Annotated in this window: 19 protein-coding genes; 3 read left to right on the forward strand and 16 right to left on the reverse strand. The window is 69.4% G+C overall.

Going from position 1 to position 22,618, the window contains the following annotated elements; translation table 11 throughout:
- From alaS to ACY35P_RS07085, 6 genes are all read right to left on the reverse strand, one after another.
- On the reverse strand, positions 1-2,589 hold a 2,589-nt coding region (alaS, locus tag ACY35P_RS07060), incomplete at its 3' end, for an alanine--tRNA ligase (RefSeq protein ID WP_462115127.1).
- A gap of 123 nt (positions 2,590-2,712) precedes the next feature.
- On the reverse strand, positions 2,713-3,204 hold the full coding sequence (locus tag ACY35P_RS07065) for a regulatory protein RecX (protein WP_462115159.1): 492 nt from the start codon (positions 3,202-3,204) through the stop codon (positions 2,713-2,715).
- Positions 3,205-3,671: 467 nt separating this feature from the next.
- Positions 3,672-4,700: a recombinase RecA gene (gene recA, locus ACY35P_RS07070; protein WP_462115128.1), complete on the reverse strand. Its 1,029-nt coding sequence runs from the start codon at positions 4,698-4,700 to the stop codon at positions 3,672-3,674.
- 161 nt (positions 4,701-4,861) lie between these two features.
- Positions 4,862-5,485 (reverse strand): transcriptional repressor LexA, encoded by a 624-nt coding sequence (lexA, locus tag ACY35P_RS07075; RefSeq protein WP_462115129.1) that lies wholly within the window; start codon positions 5,483-5,485, stop codon positions 4,862-4,864.
- A gap of 45 nt (positions 5,486-5,530) precedes the next feature.
- Positions 5,531-6,028: a CinA family protein gene (locus ACY35P_RS07080; RefSeq protein ID WP_462115130.1), complete on the reverse strand. Its 498-nt coding sequence runs from the start codon at positions 6,026-6,028 to the stop codon at positions 5,531-5,533.
- A 23-nt stretch (positions 6,029-6,051) separates the two neighbouring features.
- On the reverse strand, positions 6,052-8,652 hold the full coding sequence (locus tag ACY35P_RS07085) for a TonB-dependent receptor (protein WP_462115131.1): 2,601 nt from the start codon (positions 8,650-8,652) through the stop codon (positions 6,052-6,054).
- A gap of 185 nt (positions 8,653-8,837) precedes the next feature.
- Between ACY35P_RS07085 and mutS the strand changes: the two genes are divergently transcribed.
- A complete protein-coding gene (mutS, locus tag ACY35P_RS07090) occupies positions 8,838-11,390 on the forward strand; it encodes a DNA mismatch repair protein MutS (RefSeq protein WP_462115160.1) in 2,553 nt (850 codons plus the stop codon).
- On the opposite strand, the gene ACY35P_RS07095 is transcribed toward mutS, so the two are convergent.
- Positions 11,391-12,023, reverse strand: a complete 633-nt coding sequence (locus ACY35P_RS07095; RefSeq protein WP_462115132.1) for a TMEM175 family protein — start codon at positions 12,021-12,023, stop codon at positions 11,391-11,393.
- Positions 12,024-12,252: 229 nt separating this feature from the next.
- On the opposite strand from ACY35P_RS07095, the gene ACY35P_RS07100 reads away from it, so the two are divergent.
- Complete coding sequence (locus ACY35P_RS07100; RefSeq protein ID WP_462115133.1) at positions 12,253-12,426, forward strand: DUF3606 domain-containing protein; 174 nt, start codon at positions 12,253-12,255, stop codon at positions 12,424-12,426.
- 59 nt (positions 12,427-12,485) lie between these two features.
- Positions 12,486-13,130 carry a DUF937 domain-containing protein gene (locus ACY35P_RS07105; protein WP_462115134.1) on the forward strand — a complete coding sequence of 215 codons (645 nt, stop codon included), beginning with the start codon at positions 12,486-12,488 and terminating at the stop codon, positions 13,128-13,130.
- A gap of 9 nt (positions 13,131-13,139) precedes the next feature.
- On the opposite strand, the gene ACY35P_RS07110 is transcribed toward ACY35P_RS07105, so the two are convergent.
- The 9 genes from ACY35P_RS07110 to wecB all read right to left on the reverse strand — a co-directional run bounded on the left by ACY35P_RS07110 (position 13,140) and on the right by wecB (position 22,605).
- Positions 13,140-13,538, reverse strand: a complete 399-nt coding sequence (locus tag ACY35P_RS07110) for an RNA-binding S4 domain-containing protein (RefSeq protein ID WP_462115135.1) — start codon at positions 13,536-13,538, stop codon at positions 13,140-13,142.
- 134 nt (positions 13,539-13,672) lie between these two features.
- On the reverse strand, positions 13,673-14,080 hold the full coding sequence (rplS, locus tag ACY35P_RS07115; protein ID WP_462115136.1) for a 50S ribosomal protein L19: 408 nt from the start codon (positions 14,078-14,080) through the stop codon (positions 13,673-13,675).
- A gap of 106 nt (positions 14,081-14,186) precedes the next feature.
- Positions 14,187-14,978 carry a tRNA (guanosine(37)-N1)-methyltransferase TrmD gene (gene trmD, locus ACY35P_RS07120; protein WP_462115137.1) on the reverse strand — a complete coding sequence of 264 codons (792 nt, stop codon included), beginning with the start codon at positions 14,976-14,978 and terminating at the stop codon, positions 14,187-14,189.
- A 47-nt stretch (positions 14,979-15,025) separates the two neighbouring features.
- Positions 15,026-15,577 carry a ribosome maturation factor RimM gene (rimM, locus tag ACY35P_RS07125; RefSeq protein ID WP_462115138.1) on the reverse strand — a complete coding sequence of 184 codons (552 nt, stop codon included), beginning with the start codon at positions 15,575-15,577 and terminating at the stop codon, positions 15,026-15,028.
- Complete coding sequence (gene rpsP / locus ACY35P_RS07130) at positions 15,577-15,834, reverse strand: 30S ribosomal protein S16 (protein WP_462115139.1); 258 nt, start codon at positions 15,832-15,834, stop codon at positions 15,577-15,579. The genes rimM and rpsP overlap by 1 nt, the downstream gene beginning before the upstream one ends.
- 96 nt (positions 15,835-15,930) lie before the next feature.
- Positions 15,931-16,824 carry a DUF4434 domain-containing protein gene (locus ACY35P_RS07135; RefSeq protein ID WP_462115140.1) on the reverse strand — a complete coding sequence of 298 codons (894 nt, stop codon included), beginning with the start codon at positions 16,822-16,824 and terminating at the stop codon, positions 15,931-15,933.
- Positions 16,825-16,826: 2 nt separating this feature from the next.
- Complete coding sequence (locus tag ACY35P_RS07140; RefSeq protein ID WP_462115141.1) at positions 16,827-19,283, reverse strand: NfrA family protein; 2,457 nt, start codon at positions 19,281-19,283, stop codon at positions 16,827-16,829.
- Positions 19,280-21,493: a glycosyl transferase family protein gene (locus ACY35P_RS07145; RefSeq protein WP_462115142.1), complete on the reverse strand. Its 2,214-nt coding sequence runs from the start codon at positions 21,491-21,493 to the stop codon at positions 19,280-19,282. The genes ACY35P_RS07140 and ACY35P_RS07145 overlap by 4 nt, the downstream gene beginning before the upstream one ends.
- Positions 21,490-22,605 (reverse strand): non-hydrolyzing UDP-N-acetylglucosamine 2-epimerase, encoded by a 1,116-nt coding sequence (gene wecB, locus ACY35P_RS07150; protein WP_462115143.1) that lies wholly within the window; start codon positions 22,603-22,605, stop codon positions 21,490-21,492. The genes ACY35P_RS07145 and wecB overlap by 4 nt, the downstream gene beginning before the upstream one ends.
- Between the last annotated feature and the right edge of the window lie 13 nt (positions 22,606-22,618).

The raw sequence follows: 22,618 nt of genomic DNA on the forward strand, positions 1-22,618 counted from the left end.
ATCCTCGCCACCGCCCTGCGCCATGTCCGGCCGGCCACCGCCCTTGCCGTTGATCCGCCTCGCCACTTCGCCGAGGAGATCGCCCGCCTTGACCCGACCGAGCGCGCTGCCGCCGACACCGGCGACGAGCGACGCCTTCCCGTCCTGCACGCCCGCGAGAACAACAACGGCATCGACCAGCTGTTGCTTTAGCCGATCCACCGCATCCCGCAGCGATTTGGCGTCGAAGCCTTCCAGACGGGCCGTGACGACCCTGATTCCGTCCACGTCGACGGCGCCCGACGCCAGGTCCGCGGTAGCCCCCGACGCGGCCTTGGCCTTCAGTGATTCGAGTTCGCGTTCCAGTCGACGCTGGCGGTCCAGCAGCGCACGGAGCTTGTCGCTCACTTCGGCACGTGGAACGCCCACGAGGCGCGCGGCCTCGTCGAGTCGATGCAGCTCCGAAGCGACGAAATCGAGCGCGCCCTGCCCCGTGACGGCCTCGATGCGACGGACGCCGGCCGATACGCCGCCTTCCGACAGGATCTTGAAGAGACCGATGTCGCCGGTCCGCGCGACATGCGTGCCGCCGCAGAGTTCGGTGGACGCCTCGCCCATGCGCAGCACGCGCACGCGGTCGCCGTACTTTTCGCCGAACAGTGCAAGAGCGCCGAATTCGAGCGCTTCCTGCATGTCCATGTGGTGGATGTCGACGCCGTGGTTCGACCGGATCTCGGCGTTCACGCGACGCTCGATTTCCGCGAGTTCCGCCGCCGAAATCGGCTGGAAGTGCGAGAAGTCGAAGCGCAGACGATCCGGTGCGACCAGCGACCCCTTCTGCGCGACGTGCTCGCCCAGCACCGCGCGCAGCGCCGCGTGGAGCAGGTGCGTGGCCGAGTGATTCAGCACGGTGGCGGCGCGACGCGCCGCGTCGACCGAGCCCATCAGGCGGTCGCCCTTCGCGAGGCGCCCCGACTGCAGGCTGCCGAGGTGACCGTGGAACTGGCCGGCGAATTTCAGCGTGTCGCGCACGACGAAGCGCACGCCCTGCGCATCCAGCTCGCCCGCGTCGCCCACCTGGCCGCCGCTCTCGGCATAGAACGGCGTGCGGTCGAGGATGACCACAGCCTCCTCGCCCGCTTCGACCGCGTCGACCGGGCGCCCGTCGCGCAGCAGCGCGAGTACTTCGAGACCGCCATCGACGAGCTTGTCGTACCCGAGAAATTCGGTCGCGGGCAGCTGGGCGGCGAGCTCGGCCGGCAGCGTCGACGCATTGCCGAACTTGCCGGCCGCGCGTGCGCGCTCGCGCTGCTCGGCCATCAGGCGCTCGTAGTCCTCCATGGCCGAGGGTTCGAGTTCGGCACCGTCGCGCTCGCGCACGATGTCGGCGATGAGGTCGGGCGGGCAACCGTAGGTGTCGTGCAGCAGGAACAGTTGCTCGCCGTCGATGCGGCCGTGATGGCGCGCGAGGTAGCCCTCGAGCCGCTGCATGCCCGCATCGAGCGTCGTCGCGAACGCAGCTTCCTCGGCCTTGAGCGCGCGCTCGACGAGCTCGCGCTTGGCAGGCAGCTCGGGATACGCATCGCCCATCACCTCGACCAGCGTGCCGACCATCTTCCAGAACGTGCCGTCGGCCTTCAGACCGTCGAGCTTCCAGATGTGGCGGATGGCGCGACGGATGATGCGACGCAGGACGTAGCCACGGCCCTCGTTCGACGGCAGTACGCCGTCGACGATCAGGAACGAGCACGCGCGCACGTGGTCGGCGATCACGCGCAGCGACTTGTGGTCGAGATCGGTGCGGTTGGTGAGGCGCGCGGCTTCGGCAATGAGGCGCGCGAAGATGTCGATCTCGTAGTTGCTGTGCACGTGCTGCAGCACGGCCGCCATTCGCTCGAGGCCCATGCCGGTGTCGACGCAGGGCGCCGGCAGCGGGACGAGCGTGCCGTCGGGCTGGCGGTCGAACTGCATGAAGACGTTGTTCCAGATCTCGATGTAGCGATCACCGTCCTCGTCGGGCGAGCCGGGCGGGCCGCCCGCGATGTCCGCGCCGTGGTCGTAGAAGATCTCCGTGCACGGGCCGCAGGGGCCGGTGTCGGCCATCTGCCAGAAGTTGTCCGAGGCGTACGGCGCACCCTTGTTGTCGCCAATGCGCACGATGCGCTCGGGCGGGATGCCGATGTCCTTGTTCCAGATCTCGTAGGCCTCGTCGTCCGTCTGGTAGACGGTCACGAGCAGGCGCTCGGGCGGGAGCTTCCAGACCTGCGTCAGCAGTTCCCAGGCCCAGGCGATCGCGTCCTTCTTGAAGTAGTCGCCGAACGACCAGTTGCCGAGCATCTCGAAGAACGTGTGGTGGCGTGCGGTGTAACCCACCTGGTCGAGGTCGTTGTGCTTGCCGCCCGCGCGCAGGCAGCGCTGGACGTCGGCCGCACGCACGTAGCCCGGCTTCTCGCTGCCGAGGAAGACGTTCTTGAACTGGACCATGCCCGAGTTCGTGAACAGCAGCGTCGGGTCGTTGGCCGGCACGAGCGGCGCGGACGGCACGATCGTGTGGCCCTTGCCGCGAAAGAATTCGATGAAATCGCTGCGGATTTCGGACGTGGTTTTCATGCGATCGACATTCGGAAGGAGGCCGTACAGACCGACGGCCGCCGTGGGGCGGCCGGGCAGCGGCAGGTGGACCCCGAAGAGTAGCAGGCGGCGCGGGCCGTGAAGCCCCTACCAATGGACCGGTCAGTCTTCCGGATCGAACCGAACCGCGGCCCGCACCACGTCGCCGGGGAAACCGCGGCGCATGAGGAAATCGGAAGCCTTGCGCTCGCGAAGGCGGCGGTCGTCGATCCGCGCGAATCGCCGCTCGACCAGGTCGCGCGCGATCTCGGTCCAGTCGCCCTCGAACTCCTCGAGGGCCGTCTGGCCGACGTCGGGGGGAAGATCGTGGGTCCCGAGCTCGGCCCGGATGTGCAGCGGCCCATAGCCTGTCGACGCGCGGCTTCGGATGAGGCTGTCGGCGAAGCGGCGCTCGTCCTGCCAGCCGGCCCCGGTCAGACGGTCGACCGCCGCCTCGACTTCGGCCCCGTCGACGCCGCGCGACACGAGCTTGCGGGTCAGTTCCTTGCGCGAGTGCTCGCGGCGGGTGAGCAGGCCGAGCGCCCGCTGCAGGGCTGTCGCGGGCTTGCGCTCACGCTTGGGCCGGCGAGTGGACTCGCCGGGGTTTCCGAACAGCGGTTCATAGGCAGCGCCGCCAGCCTCCTCCAGCTCCACCGACGCCGCTGCGTCGTCGCCGCGGGCGCCTTTGTTGCGGTTGAACGCGGGCGGGCGACCGGCGCCCCGTGGCTGCCCCGCCGCCGGGGATTCAAGCGCAGGCACCGCGCCGTCATCGTCTCCGGGCGGAGCCGGCGGCGTGTGCGCGGACCGCCGGCTGCCGATGGAATCGACCCCGCGGGCAGTCGGCCCCGCCGTCGCGCCGCTACGGGCGCGGGTGGGTGCGCGACGCTTGGCGCCCACGCTGCCCGGCGCACGCGATGTCGCGCCGGACGTATCGAAATCTTCGGCGTTGAAGTAGTCGGACAGCCGCACGATGCCGCTCGGCGCGTCGCCGCCTCCGGGACGCGGAAACGACTCGGCCCCGGGCTCGTCGCCCGGGGCCGTTTCGCGATCACGTGGGGCACGTGGTCGAACCATCGCGTCGATCAGGCGTCGGCCTCGGCCTCGGCCGGATTGATCTCCTGCGGCACGAACTTCTCGCGCAGGGCCGCCTCGAGCTTGGCCGCCATCGCCGGGTTCTCCTTGAGGAACTGTCGGGCGTTCTCCTTGCCCTGGCCGATGCGCTCACCATCGCAGCTGTACCACGCGCCCGACTTCTCCACGAGCTTGGCATCGACGCCCATGTCGATCAGCTCGCCTTCGCGCGAGATGCCCTCGCCGTACAGGATCTCGGTGACGACCTGCTTGAACGGAGGCGCCAGCTTGTTCTTGACGACCTTGATGCGGGTCTGGTTGCCGATGATCTCGTCGCCCTTCTTGATCGAGCCGATGCGACGGATGTCGAGACGGACGGACGCGTAGAACTTCAGCGCGTTGCCGCCGGTGGTCGTCTCCGGGCTCTGGCCCGGCATCATGATGCCGATCTTCATGCGGAGCTGGTTGATGAAGATCACCAGCGTGTTCGAGCGCTTGATGTTGCCGGTGAGCTTGCGCAGCGCCTGCGACATCAGGCGGGCCTGCAGGCCCGGCAGCTGGTCACCCATCTCGCCTTCGATTTCCGCACGCGGGGTCAGCGCGGCGACGGAGTCGATCACGACCATGTCGACCGCATTGGACCGGACGAGCATGTCGGCGATCTCGAGCGCCTGCTCGCCGGTGTCGGGCTGCGAAAGCAGCAGGTCGTCGACGTTGACGCCGAGCTTGGCCGCGTAGATCGGGTCGAGCGCGTGCTCGGCGTCGATGAACGCCGCGGTGCCGCCCTTCTTCTGGCATTCCGCGATCGCCTGCAGCGTGAGCGTGGTCTTGCCCGAGGACTCCGGGCCGTAGATCTCGACCACGCGTCCGCGCGGCAGGCCGCCGATGCCGAGGGCGATGTCGAGCATCAGGGAACCCGTGCCCACGATCTCCACGGCCTCGACCGCGCGGTCGCCCATGCGCATGACCGAGCCCTTGCCGAACTGCTTCTCGATCTGGCCGAGAGCGGCTGCAAGTGCGCGCTTCTTGTTCTCATCCATTGACGGGTTCCTGGTGTTCATTGGTGTAAGGGGATTCTCGGTGCCGGACATCGCAGGGGTTGAGACGATGGCATCGGCAGCTGAACTCTGCGATGAGCGGCCGGCGCGCGCCGTCGGGCGGCCACTGCGGCGGCTGTCGGAATTGCCCGAATCGCCGCGCTTCAACGGTTCGGCCGCACGAGGCCGCAGTACAGCCCTTCGATCGCGAAATCGTTGTCCGGCGTGACCTCGATCGGGTCGAAGTCCGGATTGCGCGGCAGCAGCCGGATGCGGTCCTTGGCGATCTTCAGGAGCTTCACGGTGATCGCATCGTCGATACGCGCGACGACGATCTGCCCCGAGCGCGCCTCGTTGGTGCGATGCACGCCGATGAGGTCACCGTCGAAGATTCCCTCGTCGCGCATCGAGTCGCCCTTGACCCGCAGCAGGTAGTCCGGCGCCGGCGCGAACAGGTTCTTGTCGAGCAGCACCATGTCGTCCGAGCCGATATCGGCGCCGATGGGCAGACCCGCCGCGACCTGGCCGAGGACCGGCAGGTGCAGCATGTCCGGGGCGTTCGCGGCCGGCCGGTTGGGCGTCGCCACCAGGCGGATGCCGCGCGCCTGCCCGGGCACCCGGCGGATGGCGCCCGCCTGCTCCAGCGCCTGCAGGTGGTACTGGGCGGCCCGGACGGAACTGAAGCCGAAGACCTGGGCGATCTCCGTCTGCGACGGCGGCACGCCGTCGGCCTCGATGCGCTCGGCGATCATCTCGAGGATCGCCTGCTGGGTGTCGGTGAGGTTCATTAGTAGCAATACTACTAATGACGGCGCCCACCGCAAGACCGTTCGTCAGACGGCGTGCTCGATCAGGCCTCGCAGCGCCGTGGCGACCGTCTGCCGGCGGACGGCCTCTCGGTCGCCGTCGAAATGGTGGACGGAGGCGTGCGGGTAGCCGCCGCGTCGCTTCCAGGCGATCCAGACGGTGCCGACCGGCTTGTCGGCCGTACCCCCGCCGGGCCCGGCGATCCCCGTGACCGCCACCGCGAGGGTGGCGGCCGAATGCACCAGCGCGCCGGAGACCATCTCGACGACCGTTTCGCGGCTGACCGCGCCATGCTCCTCGAGGGTGTGCGGATTGACCCCCAGCAGCGCCTGCTTGGCCTCGTAGCTGTAGACGACCATGCCGCAGTCGAACCAGCCGGACGAGCCGGCGACGTCGGTCAGCATCTTCGCGATCCAGCCGCCGGTGCAGCTCTCCGCGGTGGCGAGGCTCAGGTGGTGGTCACGGGCCGCCTGACCGAGGGTCTCGGCCAGGCGGCGCAGTTCGTCGTCACTGGGCAGGCTCATGCGGCCATTATGGCCAGCGACCCTCAGTACCGCACCCGCAGCGTGACGCCGTAGGTGCGGGGCGCGCCGAGGAACGCGTTGTAGGAGTTGAACGGATTGCCGGGCGCCGGCGAGACGTTCTGCAGTGGCGCGTCGAAGCCCACCTGCACGTAGTCCTGGTTGAACAGGTTCTGCGCCCAGAACTCGAGCGCCCACGCACGGTTCCGGGCGCCAAGCGAGTAGCGGGCGTTGACAACGGTGTAGGCCTTCTGGAGCTTCTCGGGATCGAGGTCGGAACCGGTGTTGTGGTCCGACATGTACTTCGCGCCGATGTTGAAGCGGCCCGTGAGGTCGGCAGGCAGCGCGTGCTCCCACGTGAGCGACGCCGAGCCCGACCAGTACGGGGCGAAGCTGATCCGACTTCCCGGCAGCTTGTACAGGTTGCCCGTCGGCGCGACGAAGTCCCCGCCCGGCACCTCGTCGCCGTAGCGGGTATCCGCGTACGTCAGGCCACCCTGCAGCATCAGGCTGCGCGACGGCTTCCACAGGATTTCCGCGTCGACGCCCTTCGAGACGACCTCGGGAATCGACCGCACGACGAAGCTCGTGCCGAGGAAGCTGTTGAGCTGGAAGCCGGAATACGCCTGGTGGAACGCCGTGGCGTTGAGCAGCAGGTTGCCGTCGGCCCAGGTGGTCTTGGCGCCGAGCTCGTAGCTGTCGACGAATTCGCCCGGGAAGGACGTGTCGTTGACCGGAACGACGCCTTGGGCGCCGCTGGAGAGGCCGTTGTTCGACTGCACGCGATCGAGGTTGAAACCGCCCGCCTTGTAGCCCCGCGCCGCCGACAGGTACGTCATCACGTTCGGATTCCAGCGGTACGCGGCCTTGAACGTGCCCGACCACTCCTTCTCGTCCCGCTCCTGCCGGGTCACGCGGCCGTTGTGCAGCGGGTTGGTCCACGGCAGGCAGCTGAAGCCTACGATGTTGCTGATGATCGACTGCTGCTGCGCCGCCGGCAGTGAGCCGAAGGGCACGCCGCGGCCGGTGAGCGCGGCCGCGATGCGACCGATCGCCGCCGGGCTCACCTGCCCGTTCGGTCCGAAGTAGGAGGCGCAGCCGAGCCCGCCGTTCGGATTGGTGTAGCGCGAGTCGAGCTGCTTCGACTCGTTGGTGTAACGCACGCCAGGGGTGAGGTCGAGGGCCTCGCTCGCATGCCACGTGTTGTTGGTGAACAGTGCGGACGTGCGCGCGTTCTGCGCGTACGTGTCCTTCGCGCCGGTGCCGGCGAACACCGTGCCGAACGGTCGCCCGGTGGCCTGCGACAGGAACAGGGGCGCCGTCGGCGAGGTGCCGAGCGCCGGGTTCACGAGCGAGAGGAGCGCGACCGACAGATAGGGCTCGTACGCGGCGCCGACCTGGTAGGCCTCGTTGCGGCGCAGGTCTTCGTCGGAGAAGAAGCCGCCGACCATCCAGTCGACGCGAGACGTGGAGCCGGTGAGGCGCAGTTCCTGGCTGATCGTGTCGAATGCGGTGAAGGCCTCGTCCTCGCGTGGATTGCGGTACAGGATGTCGGCGGAGGAAAAGTCGAAGTCCAGGCCGTTGATCGACTGCCACTTCCGGCGCGCGGAAATCGACGTCAGCGTGGCGCCGCCGAACCACGGCGTAGTCCAGTTGACCTCGGCGGAAACGCCCTTGTCCTTGAGGTCCTGCTCGGTGCTGCGGTTGCTGTAGGCGACGCGCGCGAACGGATCGGCGACCCGCACCACGCCCTCGTCGGGCGACAGCGCATCGATGATGTTGCCGGTGGCACCGCGAACGGTCGTGACGCCGACGCAGCAGTTCTCCTCGCGGCTGGTGAAGTCGCCGACGAGGTTGATGCTCACGTTCGGCGTCGGCTCGATCAGCAGCTGCCCTCGCAGCGTGTGCATGTTCTGGTCGCCGTCGTCGGTTTCCACGCGCGGGCCGCCGCCGGTGCGGACCTCGTTGAATCCGTCGCGCTTGCGCTTGGCGGCGAAGATCCGCATCGCCGCGTTCTCGCCGAGCGCGGTGTTGAACGCGCCCGACACGCCGACCGCGTTGTAGTTGCCGACGGACAGTTCGCCCTCGACGCGGGTATCGAAGCTGGGGCGTCGGGTGATCACGTTGATGACGCCTGCCGATGTGTTCTTGCCGAACACCGTGCCCTGCGGGCCCTTGAGCACCTCGATACGTTCGATCTCGCCGAGGTCGCCGAAGCCGACACCGTTGCGCGGCCGGTACACGCCGTCGATGACCACGCCCACCGAGGACTCGAGGCCCGCGTTGTCGCCGACCGTGCCGATGCCGCGGATGCGCGCGGTGGTCTGCCCCTCGCTCTGCGTGCTGGTCACGGTCAGGCCCGGCACCAGAATCTGCATGTCCTTGATGTCGCGCACGCCGGTGTCGCGCAGAAGGCGCTCGGGCAGTGCCGTCAGGGCGATCGGCACGTCCTGCAGCGCCTCCTCGCGCTTCTGCGCGGTGACCTTGATCGAATCGAGCGTGGTGGGTTCGTCCTCGGCGACGGCGGTCGCGGCAGGCGACTGCTGCGCCAGGGCGGGGAAGCCGGGCAACAAGGCCACGGCCACGGCGAGTGTCAGGACGTTTCGGTGCGGACGACTGGAACGCATGTGCTGCCCGCTGGTGTATCGGGCGCCCCCCGCCCGATTTGCGGACGACCGTATCACGACTTGTACGTCGCAATACGGCGGCCACCGGAGCCGCCGCTGTCATAATCCCGGCCCGCCGGCCCACCGCCGGCCTCCGCCCGAGCCCCCACCGCGTGCAGCCCGCCGCCGACGCCCATACGCCGCTGATGCGCCAGTTCTTCGCCTGCAAGGCGGAGCACCCGGACGTGCTGCTGTTCTTCCGGATGGGGGACTTCTACGAGCTGTTCTACGATGACGCCCGCAAGGCGGCGCGGCTGCTGGACATCACCCTGACCCAGCGCGGTGCGTCCGCCGGCCAGCCGATCCCGATGGCCGGCGTGCCCTACCACGCCGCCGAGGGCTACCTCGCACGGTTGGTCGCGCTCGGCGAGTCGGTCGCGATCTGCGAGCAGATCGGGGACCCGGCGCTAGCGAAGGGCATCGTCGAGCGCAAGGTCGTCCGCATCGTCACGCCGGGCACGGTGACCGACGAGGCCCTGCTGGACCAACGCCGCGACACGCTGCTGATGGCCGTCGCCCGCGGCAAGAACGGCTGGGGCCTCGCGTGGGCCGACCTCGCCGCGGGCCGGTTCCTCTGCAACGAGGTGGCGAACGACGACCAGCTCGAGGCGGAAATCGCGCGCCTCGACCCGGCGGAGGTGCTGTGCCCCGACGAGGATGCCCTGCCCGCCTGCGTGGCGACGCGCGTCGGCCTGCGGCGCCGCGCGCCCTGGCTGTTCGACCTCGACAGCGGGCGTCGCCAGCTGCTGCGCTTCTTCGAGGTGCACGATCTCTCCGCCTTCGGGATCGACGATCGCCCGCTGGCCGTCGCCGCCGCGGCGGCGCTGCTCGGTTACGTCGAAGAGACGCAGAAGCAACGCCTGCCCCACCTGACGTCGATCGCGCTCGAGTCCGGCGACGGCGCCATCGCGATGAACGCGGCGACGCGCCGGCATCTCGAACTGGATACGCGCGTCGACGGTGACACGCGGCACACGCTCCTGGGCGTCCTCGATTCGACGGTCACGCCGATGGGCGGCCGCCTGCTGCGCAGGTGGCTGCACCGCCCCCTGCGCGACCGCACGACATTGCGACTGCGGCACAACGCGGTGTCGACGCTAATCGACCGTCGCGCGGACGACGCCATCCGCGAACGCCTGCGCGCGGTCGGCGACATCGAGCGCATCCTGGCGCGCATCGCTCTACGCAGCGCGCGACCGCGCGATCTGTCCACCCTCCGCGATGCGCTCGCCATGCTGCCCGCGCTGCGCGACATGCTCGCCCCGCTGGATGCGCCGCGCCTGCAGAGCCTGCGCGACGCCCTCGGCGAGCACGACGCGATGGCCACGCACCTCGCGGAGGCCGTGGTCCCGCATCCGCCGGTGCTCGCGCGCGACGGCGGCGTCTTCGCCGAGGGCTACGACCACGAACTGGACGAATTGCGCCGGCTGTCGACCCATGCCGACCAGTTCCTGATCGACCTCGAGGCGCGCGAGCGCGAAGCCACCGGCATCGCGACGCTGAAGGTCGGCTACAACCGCGTCCACGGCTATTACCTCGAGGTCAGCAAGGGCCAGGCCGCGAAGGCGCCCGCGCACTACACGCGGCGCCAGACGCTCACGGGCGCCGAGCGCTACATCACCGAAGAACTCAAGCAGTTCGAGGACAAGGTGCTGAGCGCGCGCGAGCGCTCGCTGTCGCGCGAGCGGCTGCTGTACGAGCAGCTTCTGGACGTGCTCAACGAACGCCTCGAACCGCTCAAGCACTGCGCCGGAGCCCTCAGCGAGCTCGACGTCCTCGCGGCCTTCGCCGAGCGAGCGCAGACGCTCGACTGGTCGATGCCCGAGCTCGCCGAGCATCCGGGCATCCGCATCGAGCGCGGCCGGCATCCGGTAGTCGAAGCGGTGCGCGATGCGCCGTTCGAACCGAACGACCTGATCCTCGACTGCGCGCCCGACCATGCCGGTCGCCGCATGCTCGTGATCACCGGCCCGAACATGGGCGGCAAGTCGACCTACATGCGACAGAACGCACTCATCGTGCTGCTGGCGCATGTCGGAAGCTTCGTGCCGGCGGCGACGGCGACGATCGGTCCGATCGACCGCATCCTCACCCGCATCGGCGCTGGCGACGACCTCGCACGGGGGCAGTCGACCTTCATGGTCGAGATGGCGGAGACGAGTTACATCCTGCACCACGCCACCGACCAGTCCCTGGTGCTCATGGACGAGATCGGGCGCGGCACATCGACGTACGACGGCCTCGCGCTCGCCGAGGCCTGCGCGCGGCACCTCGCATCAGTGAATCGCGCATACACGCTGTTCGCGACCCACTATTTCGAGCTGACCCGCCTGGCCGAACCGGGCAGCGGGATCGCGAACGTCCACCTCGACGCGGTGGAGCACGGGGACAAGCTGGTCTTCATGCACGCGGTCAAGGACGGGCCGGCCGATCGCAGTTTCGGCTTGCAGGTCGCGGCCCTCGCCGGCCTGCCGCGCGCGGTGGTCGAGCAGGCGCGCGCGCGCCTCGCCGAACTCGAACAGCAGCGGCCGGACGATGCCCGCGCCCCGCTGACTCCGATGACGCTCGACGCCCCGCAGCAGTTCAATCTCTTCGCGCCGTCGTCGGCGGCAGTCGACGCGCTCGCCGGGATCGACCCCGACGAACTCACGCCCAAGCAGGCCCTCGAAGCGCTGTACCGCCTGAAGTCGCTGTCCTGATCACGCGGCCGGCACCGGATACGCGCGCGCGCGCCCGAGTCGGTTGAACAGCAGGCGCCACAGCGGCAGCGTGCCCATCCCGAGCGGCCCGAGGAACGGTGCGACCTGCGCGATGGCGAGCGCCACCACTGCGGCGCAGATCGTGCCCAGCCCACGACCACGGATGTGGTGGACGTCGTCGGCCGTGGTGGACGGCGCGCGCATGTCCGGGCCTACGGCGAGCGTATTGACCCGCAGGTTCAGCAGCGCGGTGAGCAGCAGCCATCCCCAGTACAGCGTGGCGGGGACGCGCGCACCCGCGTACCGCGCCATGAACGCGGTGAGGAACGGCATGAACGCGATCGCGCCCAGGAACAGCAGGTTCCAGCCGACGACGCGGGGCGAGTAGCGCGACGCGAGCGAAAACGCCTTGTGGTGGCCCATCCAGAACGCGCCGATGACCCCGAAGCTGAGGAAATATCCGACCAGGTTCGGGATCAGGTGGACGAGCGCCTGCGCGAAGGCCGCATTGCCGCTGCCGGGCGCGACCTCGGGCACGTGGACCTCGATCACGAGCAGCGTGATCGCGATGGCGAACACGGCGTCCGAAAAGAAGACCAGCCGTTCCAGGGCGTGGTCGGTGCGTCCGCTCATGCCAAATCTCCCCGTTTCGGGAATTGTTCCTGCCGGCGACAGGCGCCGCAAGCGCCGTCGGCGTCCGCGGGAAGCCGCCGGTAGTGTCGACGCGCGCGTCCGGCCTCGCCCGGCCCCGGGACCATTGCCGCACACCCGAGCGTTCGGCATGCGGTCCGTGCCCGCGCCCGTGTTGTCGCCGGCGCGACGTCGGACGTGATGTCCTCGCCTTGATCGAGACGAGGTGCACATGGCCCATCGCATTCCCAACGACGCCGCACGCGTCAATGTCCACAATGACCAGGAACTGGAGTACTGGTGCCGCGAGCTGGGCAGCTCGGCCGACGACCTGCGGGAGGCCGTCAGCGCGGTCGGCGTCGAGGTCGACGATGTCCGCCAGCACCTCGGCCAGCGCAGCGCGTAGCCGTCACGGACCGTCGATCCGACGCATGGCTAGCTGTGGCGGATCACCGGAGACTCCCCATGAACGGACCACTGTTCGACGACCTTCTCGACCAGCTGCGTGGCGCGCCCGTGCAGCAACTGTCGCAGCAGCTCGGGCTGGCGCCCGAATCCACGATGCAGGCGGTCGCCACGGCGCTGCCCGTCCTGCTGGGCGCCATGCACCGCAATACGCAGCGTGGCGACGGGGCACAGTCGCTGCTGTCGGCCCTCGAGGTGGACCATCGCGGAATCGATCCCGCCAACGCGCTGGGCACGGCGCTCGCCGGCGGCGGCGCCGGTGCCGGCATCCTCGGGCATCTCTTCGGACGTCGCGAACCGACCGCGGCGGACGCCGTCGGCAATGCGACCGGACTGGGCACCGATCGCGGCGGGATGCTGCTGCGTCTGCTCGCACCCGTCGTGATGGCCTACCTGGCGCGTCGCCTGTTCACGCCGCGGCGTGCGGACGGCCCTAGCACGCCGCAGCCGTCCCCCGAAGGGCTGCGCTCGGCGCTCGACGACGAGGTGACGACGCTGCGCACGCGCGGTGATGTCCATCCGTCCCTCGCCGCACTGGATCGCGACGGCGACGGCGATGTCGACCTGCAGGATTTCGGCGGCACGGGCGCCGGTGCATTGCCGACGCAGACGGCGGAGATGCGGAGCCCCCGTCCGCTGCTGTGAACGCGCGGCTTAGGCGAGGTCGATGTCGCCGAGCGCGCGGATCAGACGCCGCGCGCGCTTGTCCGGACGCTGGTCCGGTGGACGGAATCCGTCGCGCTGCGCGGCGCGCAGTGCGCGGGCCTCTTCGCGGCGCTTCGCGGACGCTTCCGTTTCAGCATAGAGCGCCTGCGCGACAGGCGCTGCGCCGCGAACGGTACTAAGGCCGACGACATCCACCTCGAAAATCTCATCGCCGCGCGTGATGCCGAGCCGGTCGCCGGTGCGCACCGCGCGGGAGGCCTTCGCGCGCTGCCCGTCGATGTCGACACGGCCGGTCTCGATCGCCTGCTTGGCGAGCGAGCGCGTCCTGAAGAAGCGCGCGGCCCAGAGCCATTGGTCGAGTCGGACGGAAGCGGCGGGATCGGTCATGCGCGGTCGAAGGATGGGGAATGCCGATGATGCCGCGCACGTGCCGACGAGGATGAACGCAGGCCGCCGGTCCGCGTACCACCAAACGCAAACGGCCGCCTGAAGGCGGCCGTCGCGATGTCACGGGGCGGCGCTTACTGCTGTGCAGCAGCGGCCGCAGCGGCCTTGGCCTTGGCGTTGCCGGCCAGGTCTTCCTTGATGCGCGCCTTCTTGCCCTGCAGGCCACGCAGGTAGTACAGCTTGCCGGCGCGAACCTTGCCGCGGCGCTTCACGTCGACCGAGTCGATCGTGGCGGAATGCGTCTGGAACACGCGCTCGACGCCAAAGCCGTGCGAGATCTTGCGGACGGTGAACGACGAGTTCAGGCCCGAGCTCTTGATCGCGATGACGACGCCTTCGTAGGCCTGCACGCGCTCGCGGTTGCCTTCCTTGACCTTCACGTTGACGACGATGGTGTCGCCCTGGCTGAAGTCGGGGAGCTGGCGGGTGATCTGCTCGGCTTCGAAGTTCTGGAGCAGCGTGTTCAGGGACGGCTTGTTCATGGGCTTGGGCCTGTTGGAGTCGTTGTAGAGCCGCGAGTGCGCGTGGACCCGCGTGCCGGCTGGTGGAGCGAAGCCTGCGATTGTAGCGTGAAAACCCGTTGTGGGGCTAGGGCTTAGCCCGCTCGGACCCGGCCCCCGGTGCTGCCGACGGGGAAGCACCCTCGTCCGCCGCTTCACGGTACTCGCGGAGCAGCGCCGCGTCCGACTTGGACAGCGCCCGGCCGTCCAAGAGATCGGGGCGTCGCTCCGCCGTCCGACCGAGCGCCTGCATCCGGCGCCAGCGGGCGATCCGGGCGTGGTCCCCCGAGAGCAGCACGTCCGGCACGGTGCCCAGGGCGTGCTCGACCGGCCGCGTGTAATGCGGGCAGTCCAGCAGCCCGTCCTCGAAGCTGTCCTGCACCGCCGATTCGGCATCGTTGAGCACGCCGTCCTGCAGGCGGGCGATCGCATCGATCACCACGGCCGCGGCGAGCTCGCCGCCAGAAAGCACGTAGTCGCCGATCGAGATCTCCTCGTCGATCTCCGCGCGCAGCAGCCGTTCGTCGACGCCCTCGTAGCGGCCGCAGAGCAGCACGAGGCGGGGTTCCGCGGCGAGGCGGCGCACCGTCGCCTGGTCGAGCCGGGCGCCCTGCGGGCTCATGTAGACGACCCGCGCCGCGCCCTCGCCGGCGTTCCGCGCCGCGTCGAGGGCGCGCCGCAACGGGTCGATCAGCATCACCATGCCGGGGCCGCCGCCGAACGGGCGATCGTCCACGCGCCGGTAGTTCCCTTCCGCGAAGTCGCGCGGGTTGGTGCCGTGAATCGACAGCAGCCCACGCTCGACCGCACGCCCGACCACGCCGAAGCCGGCGACCTGGGCGACGAATTCGGGAAACAGGCTGACGACGTCGATGCGCATGCGGCGGTCCGGCAGCGGTGGCGCGGGGCGGCAGACGCCGCACCCACTCAGAAATCCGGGTCCCAGTCGACCGTGACGCGGCCGGCGTCCAGGTCGATGGCCGTGACGTACTGCGGGCGGACGAACGGAATCATCCACTCGCGCTCGCCGTCGCGTGCCACCAGGACATCGTTGGCACCCGTGGCGAACAGGTGGGCGACACGGCCCAGCGACCGCCCGTCGACGGTTTCGACCGCGAGGCCTTCCAGGTCGGTCCAGTAGAACTCGCCATCGGCAGGTTTCGGCAGCGCCGACCGGGGGACCCAGACCTCGGTGCCGCGCATCGCCTCGGCACCGTCGCGGTCGTCGACGCCCGGGATCTCGGCGACCACGCCCTTGCCGACCATGCGGCCGCGAACGCCCATCAATTCGCGCTCGACGCCACGCGCGTCGCGCAGGATCCACGGCCGGTAGCCGAACAGGGCCGAGCGCGGCTCGGTCCAGCTCTCGAGTTTCACTTCCCCACGAACGCCGAAGGCGCCGATCACCCTTGCGACAAGGATGCGGCGCCCCGGGGACTGCGTCTCGCCACCGCCCGCGCCAGGCACGGGCGAGGTCATCAGGCCGCGGCCTGCGCCTTCTGCGCCTGCTTGTACAGGTCGGCGACCTTGTCGGTCATCTGCGCGCCATTGCCGATCCAGTGCTGGATGCGGGCCACGTCGAGCTCGACGCGCTTGTCGTTACCCGAAGCCACCGGGTTGTAGAAGCCGACGCGCTCGATGTTGCGGCCGTCGCGGGCGCTGCGGCTGTCCGTGACGATGATGTGGTAGAAGGGGCGCTTCTTGGCGCCGCCACGGGTAAGACGGATCTTGACCATGAGGTTCTCGTGTTGCCCAGCTGCCGGAGTGGCAGGGTAAGCCCGCGATTTTAGCGTGAATTCCGGCGCGGGGAAACCCGGGGCGGCGGCGCCCCGTCAGAGCGGCAGCGTTCCGGCCATCGAGTTGAGGTAGCGCTGCTCGAAGAACACGCTGGCGCCGCCACAGGCGGCCCGTTGCGCCAGTGCCGCGGCCTCCTCGGCGGGTCCCAGCCGGGCGGCCGTGAAGGGTGCCGACCCGGTGCTGGTCTGCCGGAAGATCTCGAACACCAGGCCATTGGCCGGCCCGTAGGTGCACTGGGACAAGGTGTCGACGTACTGCGCCCGCTGCTCGGCCGACAACACGCCGGTGCCGGCGCCGTCCTGCACCCAGACGCGGACGCCCGTGCGCTGCACCGCCATCACGAGGTCGTGGTACGGCGCCGGCGCGCTGTTCCCGGCAAAGAACGACGAGATGAACACGGCCGCGGGCGCGATGGACGCGAGCGATTGCCGCTCCTTGCGCAGGTGGTCGACGAGGCTGCGCCGCGCCGCCGTATCCTGCCAGCGCAGGTCGTCCACTTCGGGGTAGAGGTACCAGCCGGAAATGGCGGTCGCCCCGAGGGTCGCCACCCATTGCTTCGCCAGCTTGATGTCCTGCTGCCGGAGCTGGGCTAGATAGGTGTCGAGTGCGGCGCCCGACTGGTACTGCGCATTGAAGAAGTCGGGGTCGGCATACAGGCCGACGACCACGCGCAGCCCTTTGCCCCGGGCATCGGCGATGCGTCGACGCAGCCAGTCCTGCTCGGACCGCGAGCCGAACGCGCTGCCGTAACGGGTGTATTGCAGGACGATCGTGTCGAAGCCCTGCTGCCGCGTCTGTTCGAAGACACCCGGCCACGCCGCCTCGGCGACCTGCATGTCGCGCAGCTGCGGCTGGTAGATCATCGCGACCTGCGCGCTGCTGGTAAAGGAAAGGAATCCGAGCACCAGGGCGAGCGCAAGTCTGATCATGGCTACCAGTAGCTTCCGACGTTGACGAAGAGGGTCCGCCGTTCCGGCAGATAGGTCGTCAGCGCGTTCTGCAGTTCGAGGCCGATCACGAGGCGATGCGGCCATGCCTCGTGGGCATCGCCGCCATACCACCGGTTCCACCGGAGCCCGAGTCCGAGCCTCGCATCCCTGTCGAATCCGCCGTCCTGCCAACGTCCATTCCACTGCGCGCGCGCGAACGGCTGGAGCGTCTCGCCGTCGCCGAGCTTGAAGTGGTGTCCGACCTGGTAGTCCGCGGTTGCCGCGCTGTCTCCCCTGCGCAGATAGTGGGCGGCATCGAGATAGATCGTGTGTGACCACCATCCCGCACCGGAGGCATGCCAGTCGTCCCCGATTCGCGGATCCGTGAGCGGCGCCGCACTTACACGCAGCAGCGTGTCGTCGTCTCTCGCATCGCGCATGTCGAGCGCGATCTGTCGTTCCAGCGCAACGTAGAGGACGCGCGTCTCGAACGGCTTCCAGCGGAGCCCGACGCCCAGCGTCGGCAGGTCGTCCGGCCACACGCCACCGCCCTGCGCCCCGGCGAAGATGCGGGCATAGGCGGACAGCGCGTCGCGATCGGGCCGCTGCAGGACCTGCCCGAAGCGGTAAGCGGCCTCGACCTGCGCATAGCTGCGGTAGGCGCCACCCGGAATCGTCGTGTTGGTGCCCGCGACCGCATTGCCGAGCGTCGCGTCCGCGCTCACCGTCCAGGTGCGGCCAAGCTGCTCGTACAGGCGGCGAAGGCGGAACACGCGATCGGGATCGCCATCGGGACCGAGCAAGTCGATCGCCGTGGCCGCCATCGTTCGCGCCGCATCGGGCTGCAACAGCCGACGATGGAGCTCCGCGAGGTCCTCGGCGACCGGTGCCTGCTCGGCATGGCGCGTCCGGTACGCCGCAAGGAGCGGCAGGGCATCCCCATCACGTCCGACCGCGATGAGTGCGTAGCCGAGCGACGCGGCGATCGCCTCGTCGTCAGGTGCGAGCGCGTGCGCGCGCTCGAGGCTGGCGACCGCGGCATCGCGTTCGCCGGCCGCTGACTGCAGCTGCGCGCGCCGCGCGAGGTAGCGCGCGTCCTCACGGAACGAAATCGCATGGTCGATCGCCGCACGTTCACCGGCGCTTCCGCCGAGCGACACCGCCCGCAGCCACCAGTAGGCGTCGGTTTGCGGCACACCGCGACGTTCGTACTCATCGAGCCAGATCCCCGCATCCGCCGCGCGATTCGCGGCCACCGCGGTGGTGGCGGCTGCGAGCAGGTGGTCCGGCTCGAGCTGTGCCGACGGCACCGCGTGCCAGGCATCGAGCGCGGCCGCGTACTCGCGGGCCTCGAAGGCGCGGTACGCGAACGCGCGCAACGCGGTTGCGTCGGCGCCTTTGGCGACCGCCGTCCTGAGCGCGTCGAGCATCGCGGCGCGATCCGACGTGGTGCACGACGCGAGCGCGGACCAGCCGGCCGCGGTCACCGCGTCGGCCTCGGCTGCGACGCGCGTGGCGGTACCGCAGTCGCCGAGGGCTGCGGAAAGCTCGACCTTGGCTCCGGCGACGGCCGGTGCGGCCGCGAGCCGGATGCGATCGTCGGGCGTCACCCGCGACGGATCACTGGAAATCAACGCCGCCAGGCGCGTGACCAGCGCGGGCGTGGACGCCACCGGCGACGGCCAGGCGTCGAGAAGCAGACGCGCGGCGAGGGTGCCCTCGCCCGCTGCGACCAGACGATAGGTGACGCGATCGAACAGCGCCGCATCGGACGGCGTCGCCCGGACCAGCGCCACGGCACGTCGTGCAGCGGCCTCGCGACGACCCAGGGCGAGATCGGTGGCGAGGCGTGCTTCCGGAAACGAGGTGGACGGTACGCCCGCCAGCAGCCGGTCGGCGCGAGCGGCGTCGCCCGTCTCGAGGGCAGCCGTAATCTCGGAGGCCAGACGCCGGTCGGATTCGGCCGTCGGCGGTCTCGTCGCCTTAGGCCCGACGACCGCTGCGCGCGCGTTCCGCGGGCTGGTGACGGCGGGTCGAGGCGCGATTACCGGAACGGCCGGCGACGCAGGCAGGGTCGGCGGGAGCGCGCGCGCCGATGCAGCGGCAGCCCGCATCGGCGTCGGTGCCGCTGCGAGGCGCGCATCCCCAGGCGTGTACCGACGCTGCTCTGCAAGCACCCGCTCGGCGAGCGCCGGACGCCCCGCGCGGCGATACGCGTCGGCAAGGAAGAGTGCGACGTTCGCGCTGCGCGGCGCATACGAACGCGCGCGCTGGAAGCCGTCGATCGCCGCGTCGAAGTCCCCGCGCGCCTGCGCTTCGAACGCCCGCTGGAGATGCGGATAGACCATGAAGCGTTGGTAGTCGCTCACGCCCGGACCCAGATCGATCGGCTCGGCCGCGCGCGCAGCGAAGGGCAGTGCCGCCGCGAGCGCGACGCTGAGCAACGCGAGGCACCTCATGCCGCGGGCTCCGCGGGCGCTTCAAGTACCTGTCGCGCGAGCGGCTCGACCACGGCCTCGAGGGTCGGCTGCAGCCGTTGCTGGAGGCTCAGTGCACGACGGAGCACGTCCTCGGTGATGACGTCATTGCGCACGAGGAATTCGCCCAACTGGATGGAATGGCCGAACCGCAGCATGAGTGCGCGGAAGGCCGTGGGCTCGACATGGCCGAGCGACATCAGCAATTCACCGAGGGAGACCTGCTCGTTGACGTAACGTCGCCACAGCGGCTCGGCCTCCGAGGCGGCGACGCGGCCCTCCCGCACCCAGCGCGCCAGGCGCATGCGTGGATTCGCATCGTCGTCGGCGAGCAGGCATCGCGTGTTGACCACGACTTCGCCACGGTGCGCGATCACATAGCGAACCGGGCGCTTCAGGCGGCGCGAGAGCGCAGCGAGCGACACGGGATCGATCGCCCATTCGCTTGCGACGACGAGCGTCGGCCCTTCCTCGCGCAACGGCAGGATCCCGTAGCGGAGCATGACGTCGCGCTCCATCGAGGCCATCAGCGACGCGGAGGGCGCGTACGGCTCGATCGATTCCGCCTCGACGCCGTTCTGCACGGCGAGTGCCCCGGCCAGCTGGCCTGCGGAAATCAACCGCGAATGCACCAGCGCGCTGCCGAGCCGGAGCCCGGGAACGGTGTCCGCCAGGGCTTGCTCCAGCTGGGCCGGCGTCAATGCACCCTGCTCGACCAGGATCTCGCCGAGCGGTCGCCGCGAACGGCGGGTGGTGCCGACGGTCGGGAAATCGTGCGTCGTCTTGTCCCAGGCGACGCGCCGCGGATCACCCTGCTGGATGATCTGCCGGATCGCGCGCACGTTCGCCAGGAAGTTGATGAAGGCGCCCCACATCAGGCGGGGCAGCGACAGCAGTGCTTGCCCGAGTCCGTAGTAGCGGGACACAAAGAACAGGCGCTGTGCGATGCGGTTCGCCATCAACGCCAAGTTGATCGTCAGCACGACCTGGAACCAGCGATCCTGCTCGAAGATCGACAGAAACCGTGGCGCCCCGGGCAGCATCTGCAACAGGCCGAGCAGCAGCATCTGGCCGAGGATCAAAATCGCGAAGAAGCTGATGAAGTTGGTGATCGCGCCGCGACGGTCACGCCAGAGGAAGTAGTTGACGATCGGATTCCGCGTCCAGCGGTGGGTGCGATATCCCTGGAAGACGATCCCGATGATCCAGCGGGCCTTCTGCCGCACGGCCGTGCCGAGCGTGTCGGGGAAGTACTCGCGCACGCAGACGACGCTCGCCTGGTCGCGGCTGCGGCCGAAGCGGCGCGGCTCGTCCTCCCCGTTCCACACCGGATAGCGCACGAAGACTTCGCTCATGCCCCTCGCCTTCAGGCGGAAGCCGATGTCGTAGTCCTCCGTGAGGCTCTGCACGTCGAATGCGATGCCGTCGCCGTCCGCGATGAGCGCCAGCATCGCGCGCCGGCTGAAGCACGTGCCGACGCCCGCGCTGGGCACCTGCCCCGCGAGCGCCTCGCGCACGACGAGATCCTTCCCGTGCAGCTCGGCGAACTCGTCGATGTAGTGCATGCTGGTGAAGTGCGTCCAGCGCCGCTCGAACGGATAGACCGGCACCTGGATCAGGTCTTTCCGGTCGACGAGGTGGTTGAACAGCCGCAGTTCCTGCGGGCTGATCACGTCCTCGGCGTCGTGCAGGATGAAGCCACTGAACTCGAACTTCGCCTGCCGTTCGAACTGCAGGATCGCATCGAGCACATTATTGAGGCAGTCGGCCTTGCTCGTCGGACCGGGCCGCGCGCAGACCACCTTGTGCACGTTCGGGAACCGCGCGCACACGGCGTCGACCTCCCGCTGCGTGTCGGGATCGTTCGGATAGGTGCCGACGAAGATGTGGTAGTTCTCGTAGTCGAGCGTCGATGCCGCGAGCTCGGCCATGGGACCGACCACGCCGGTCTCCTGCCACGCGGGGACCATGATCGCGAGCGCTTTCTCCGGCGCTCCCTGCAGCAGGTCGAAACCACCCCGCGAGTGACGCCGGTAAATTGTCACCGCGCGAAGCATCCGGCGCCCCCAGTACACGACGTCGATGAACAGATCGTCGATGCCGCTGATGATCAGCAGCACCGCCGTGCCCATCGCGATGAACTTCAGGACGTAGAGGTAGGTTCCCAGGACGTCGGTGAGCGCACCGATCACGCCGCCGCCTCGCGCTCGTCGTGGACGAGCCCGAAGGAACGGGCGAGACGGTCGGCGATGCGCTCGCTGGCGCGGCCATCGCCGAAGGGATTGGCGACGCGATGCATCGCCGCGTAGGCCGTGTCGTTGTCCCAGAGGTCGCAGACCTGCGCGAAAATGCGCTCGCGGTCGGTGCCGACGATGCGCGCGCAGCCGGCCTCGACGGCCTCCGGGCGCTCGGTCTCCTCGCGCAGGACGAGAAGCGGGACGCCGAACGTCGGCGCCTCCTCCTGCAATCCACCCGAGTCGCTCAGCACGAGCCACGAATCGATCAGCGCCTGCTGCATCTCGAGATAGTCGAGGGGCGCGGTCAGGCGCACGTTCGGCAGTCCACCGAGGATGTCGCGCGCCGGCCCCTGGATCACAGGATTGAGGTGCACGGGAAACAGGATGTCGGACTGCGGATAGCACATCGCGATGTCGGCGACCGCATGGCAGATCTGCGCGACGTCGTCGCCCCAGTTCTCACGGCGGTGGACGGTCACCAGGATATGGCCGCGACCCGACCGGCGGCGCTGCAGGCCGCGCTGCTCGATCAGCCACTTCTGCGCGTCGACCACCGTGTTGCCGGTCACCTCGACGTGGGATTCCGGCACCGCCTCGCGCAGGAGCATGTCGCGCGCACGCGCCGTGGGCGCGAACTGATGCCGCGCGATCCGGCTGATCATCTGCCGCAGCCCTTCTTCAGGGAATGGGCGATCGAGGTTGTGCGTGCGCAGCCCGGCCTCGACGTGCGAGACCGGCACGCGATGGTAGAAGCCGGCGAGTGCACCGAGGAACGTGCTCTCGGTGTCGCCCTGCACGATGACGGAACTCCATGCGCGTTCGCGCATGACGCCCGCGAGCTGCTCGCGGCATTGCGCGCTGAACTCGTCGAGCGTCGAGCCGTGCCGTTCAAAGGCGTAGTCCGGCCTGATGCCGAAGCTCGCGAGGATCGGACCGGCCATCTCGCCGTGCTGGCCCGTGTGCAGCCAGCTCACCCGCGCCCAGTCGCGCCGGCGGAGTTCGTGATAGACCGGCGCAAGTTTGATGATCTCCGGGCGAGTCCCGGATACCAGAAGAATGTCGTGCATCGCGCTTCCGCGC

It is taken from the genome of Lysobacter xanthus, assembly GCF_047159895.1.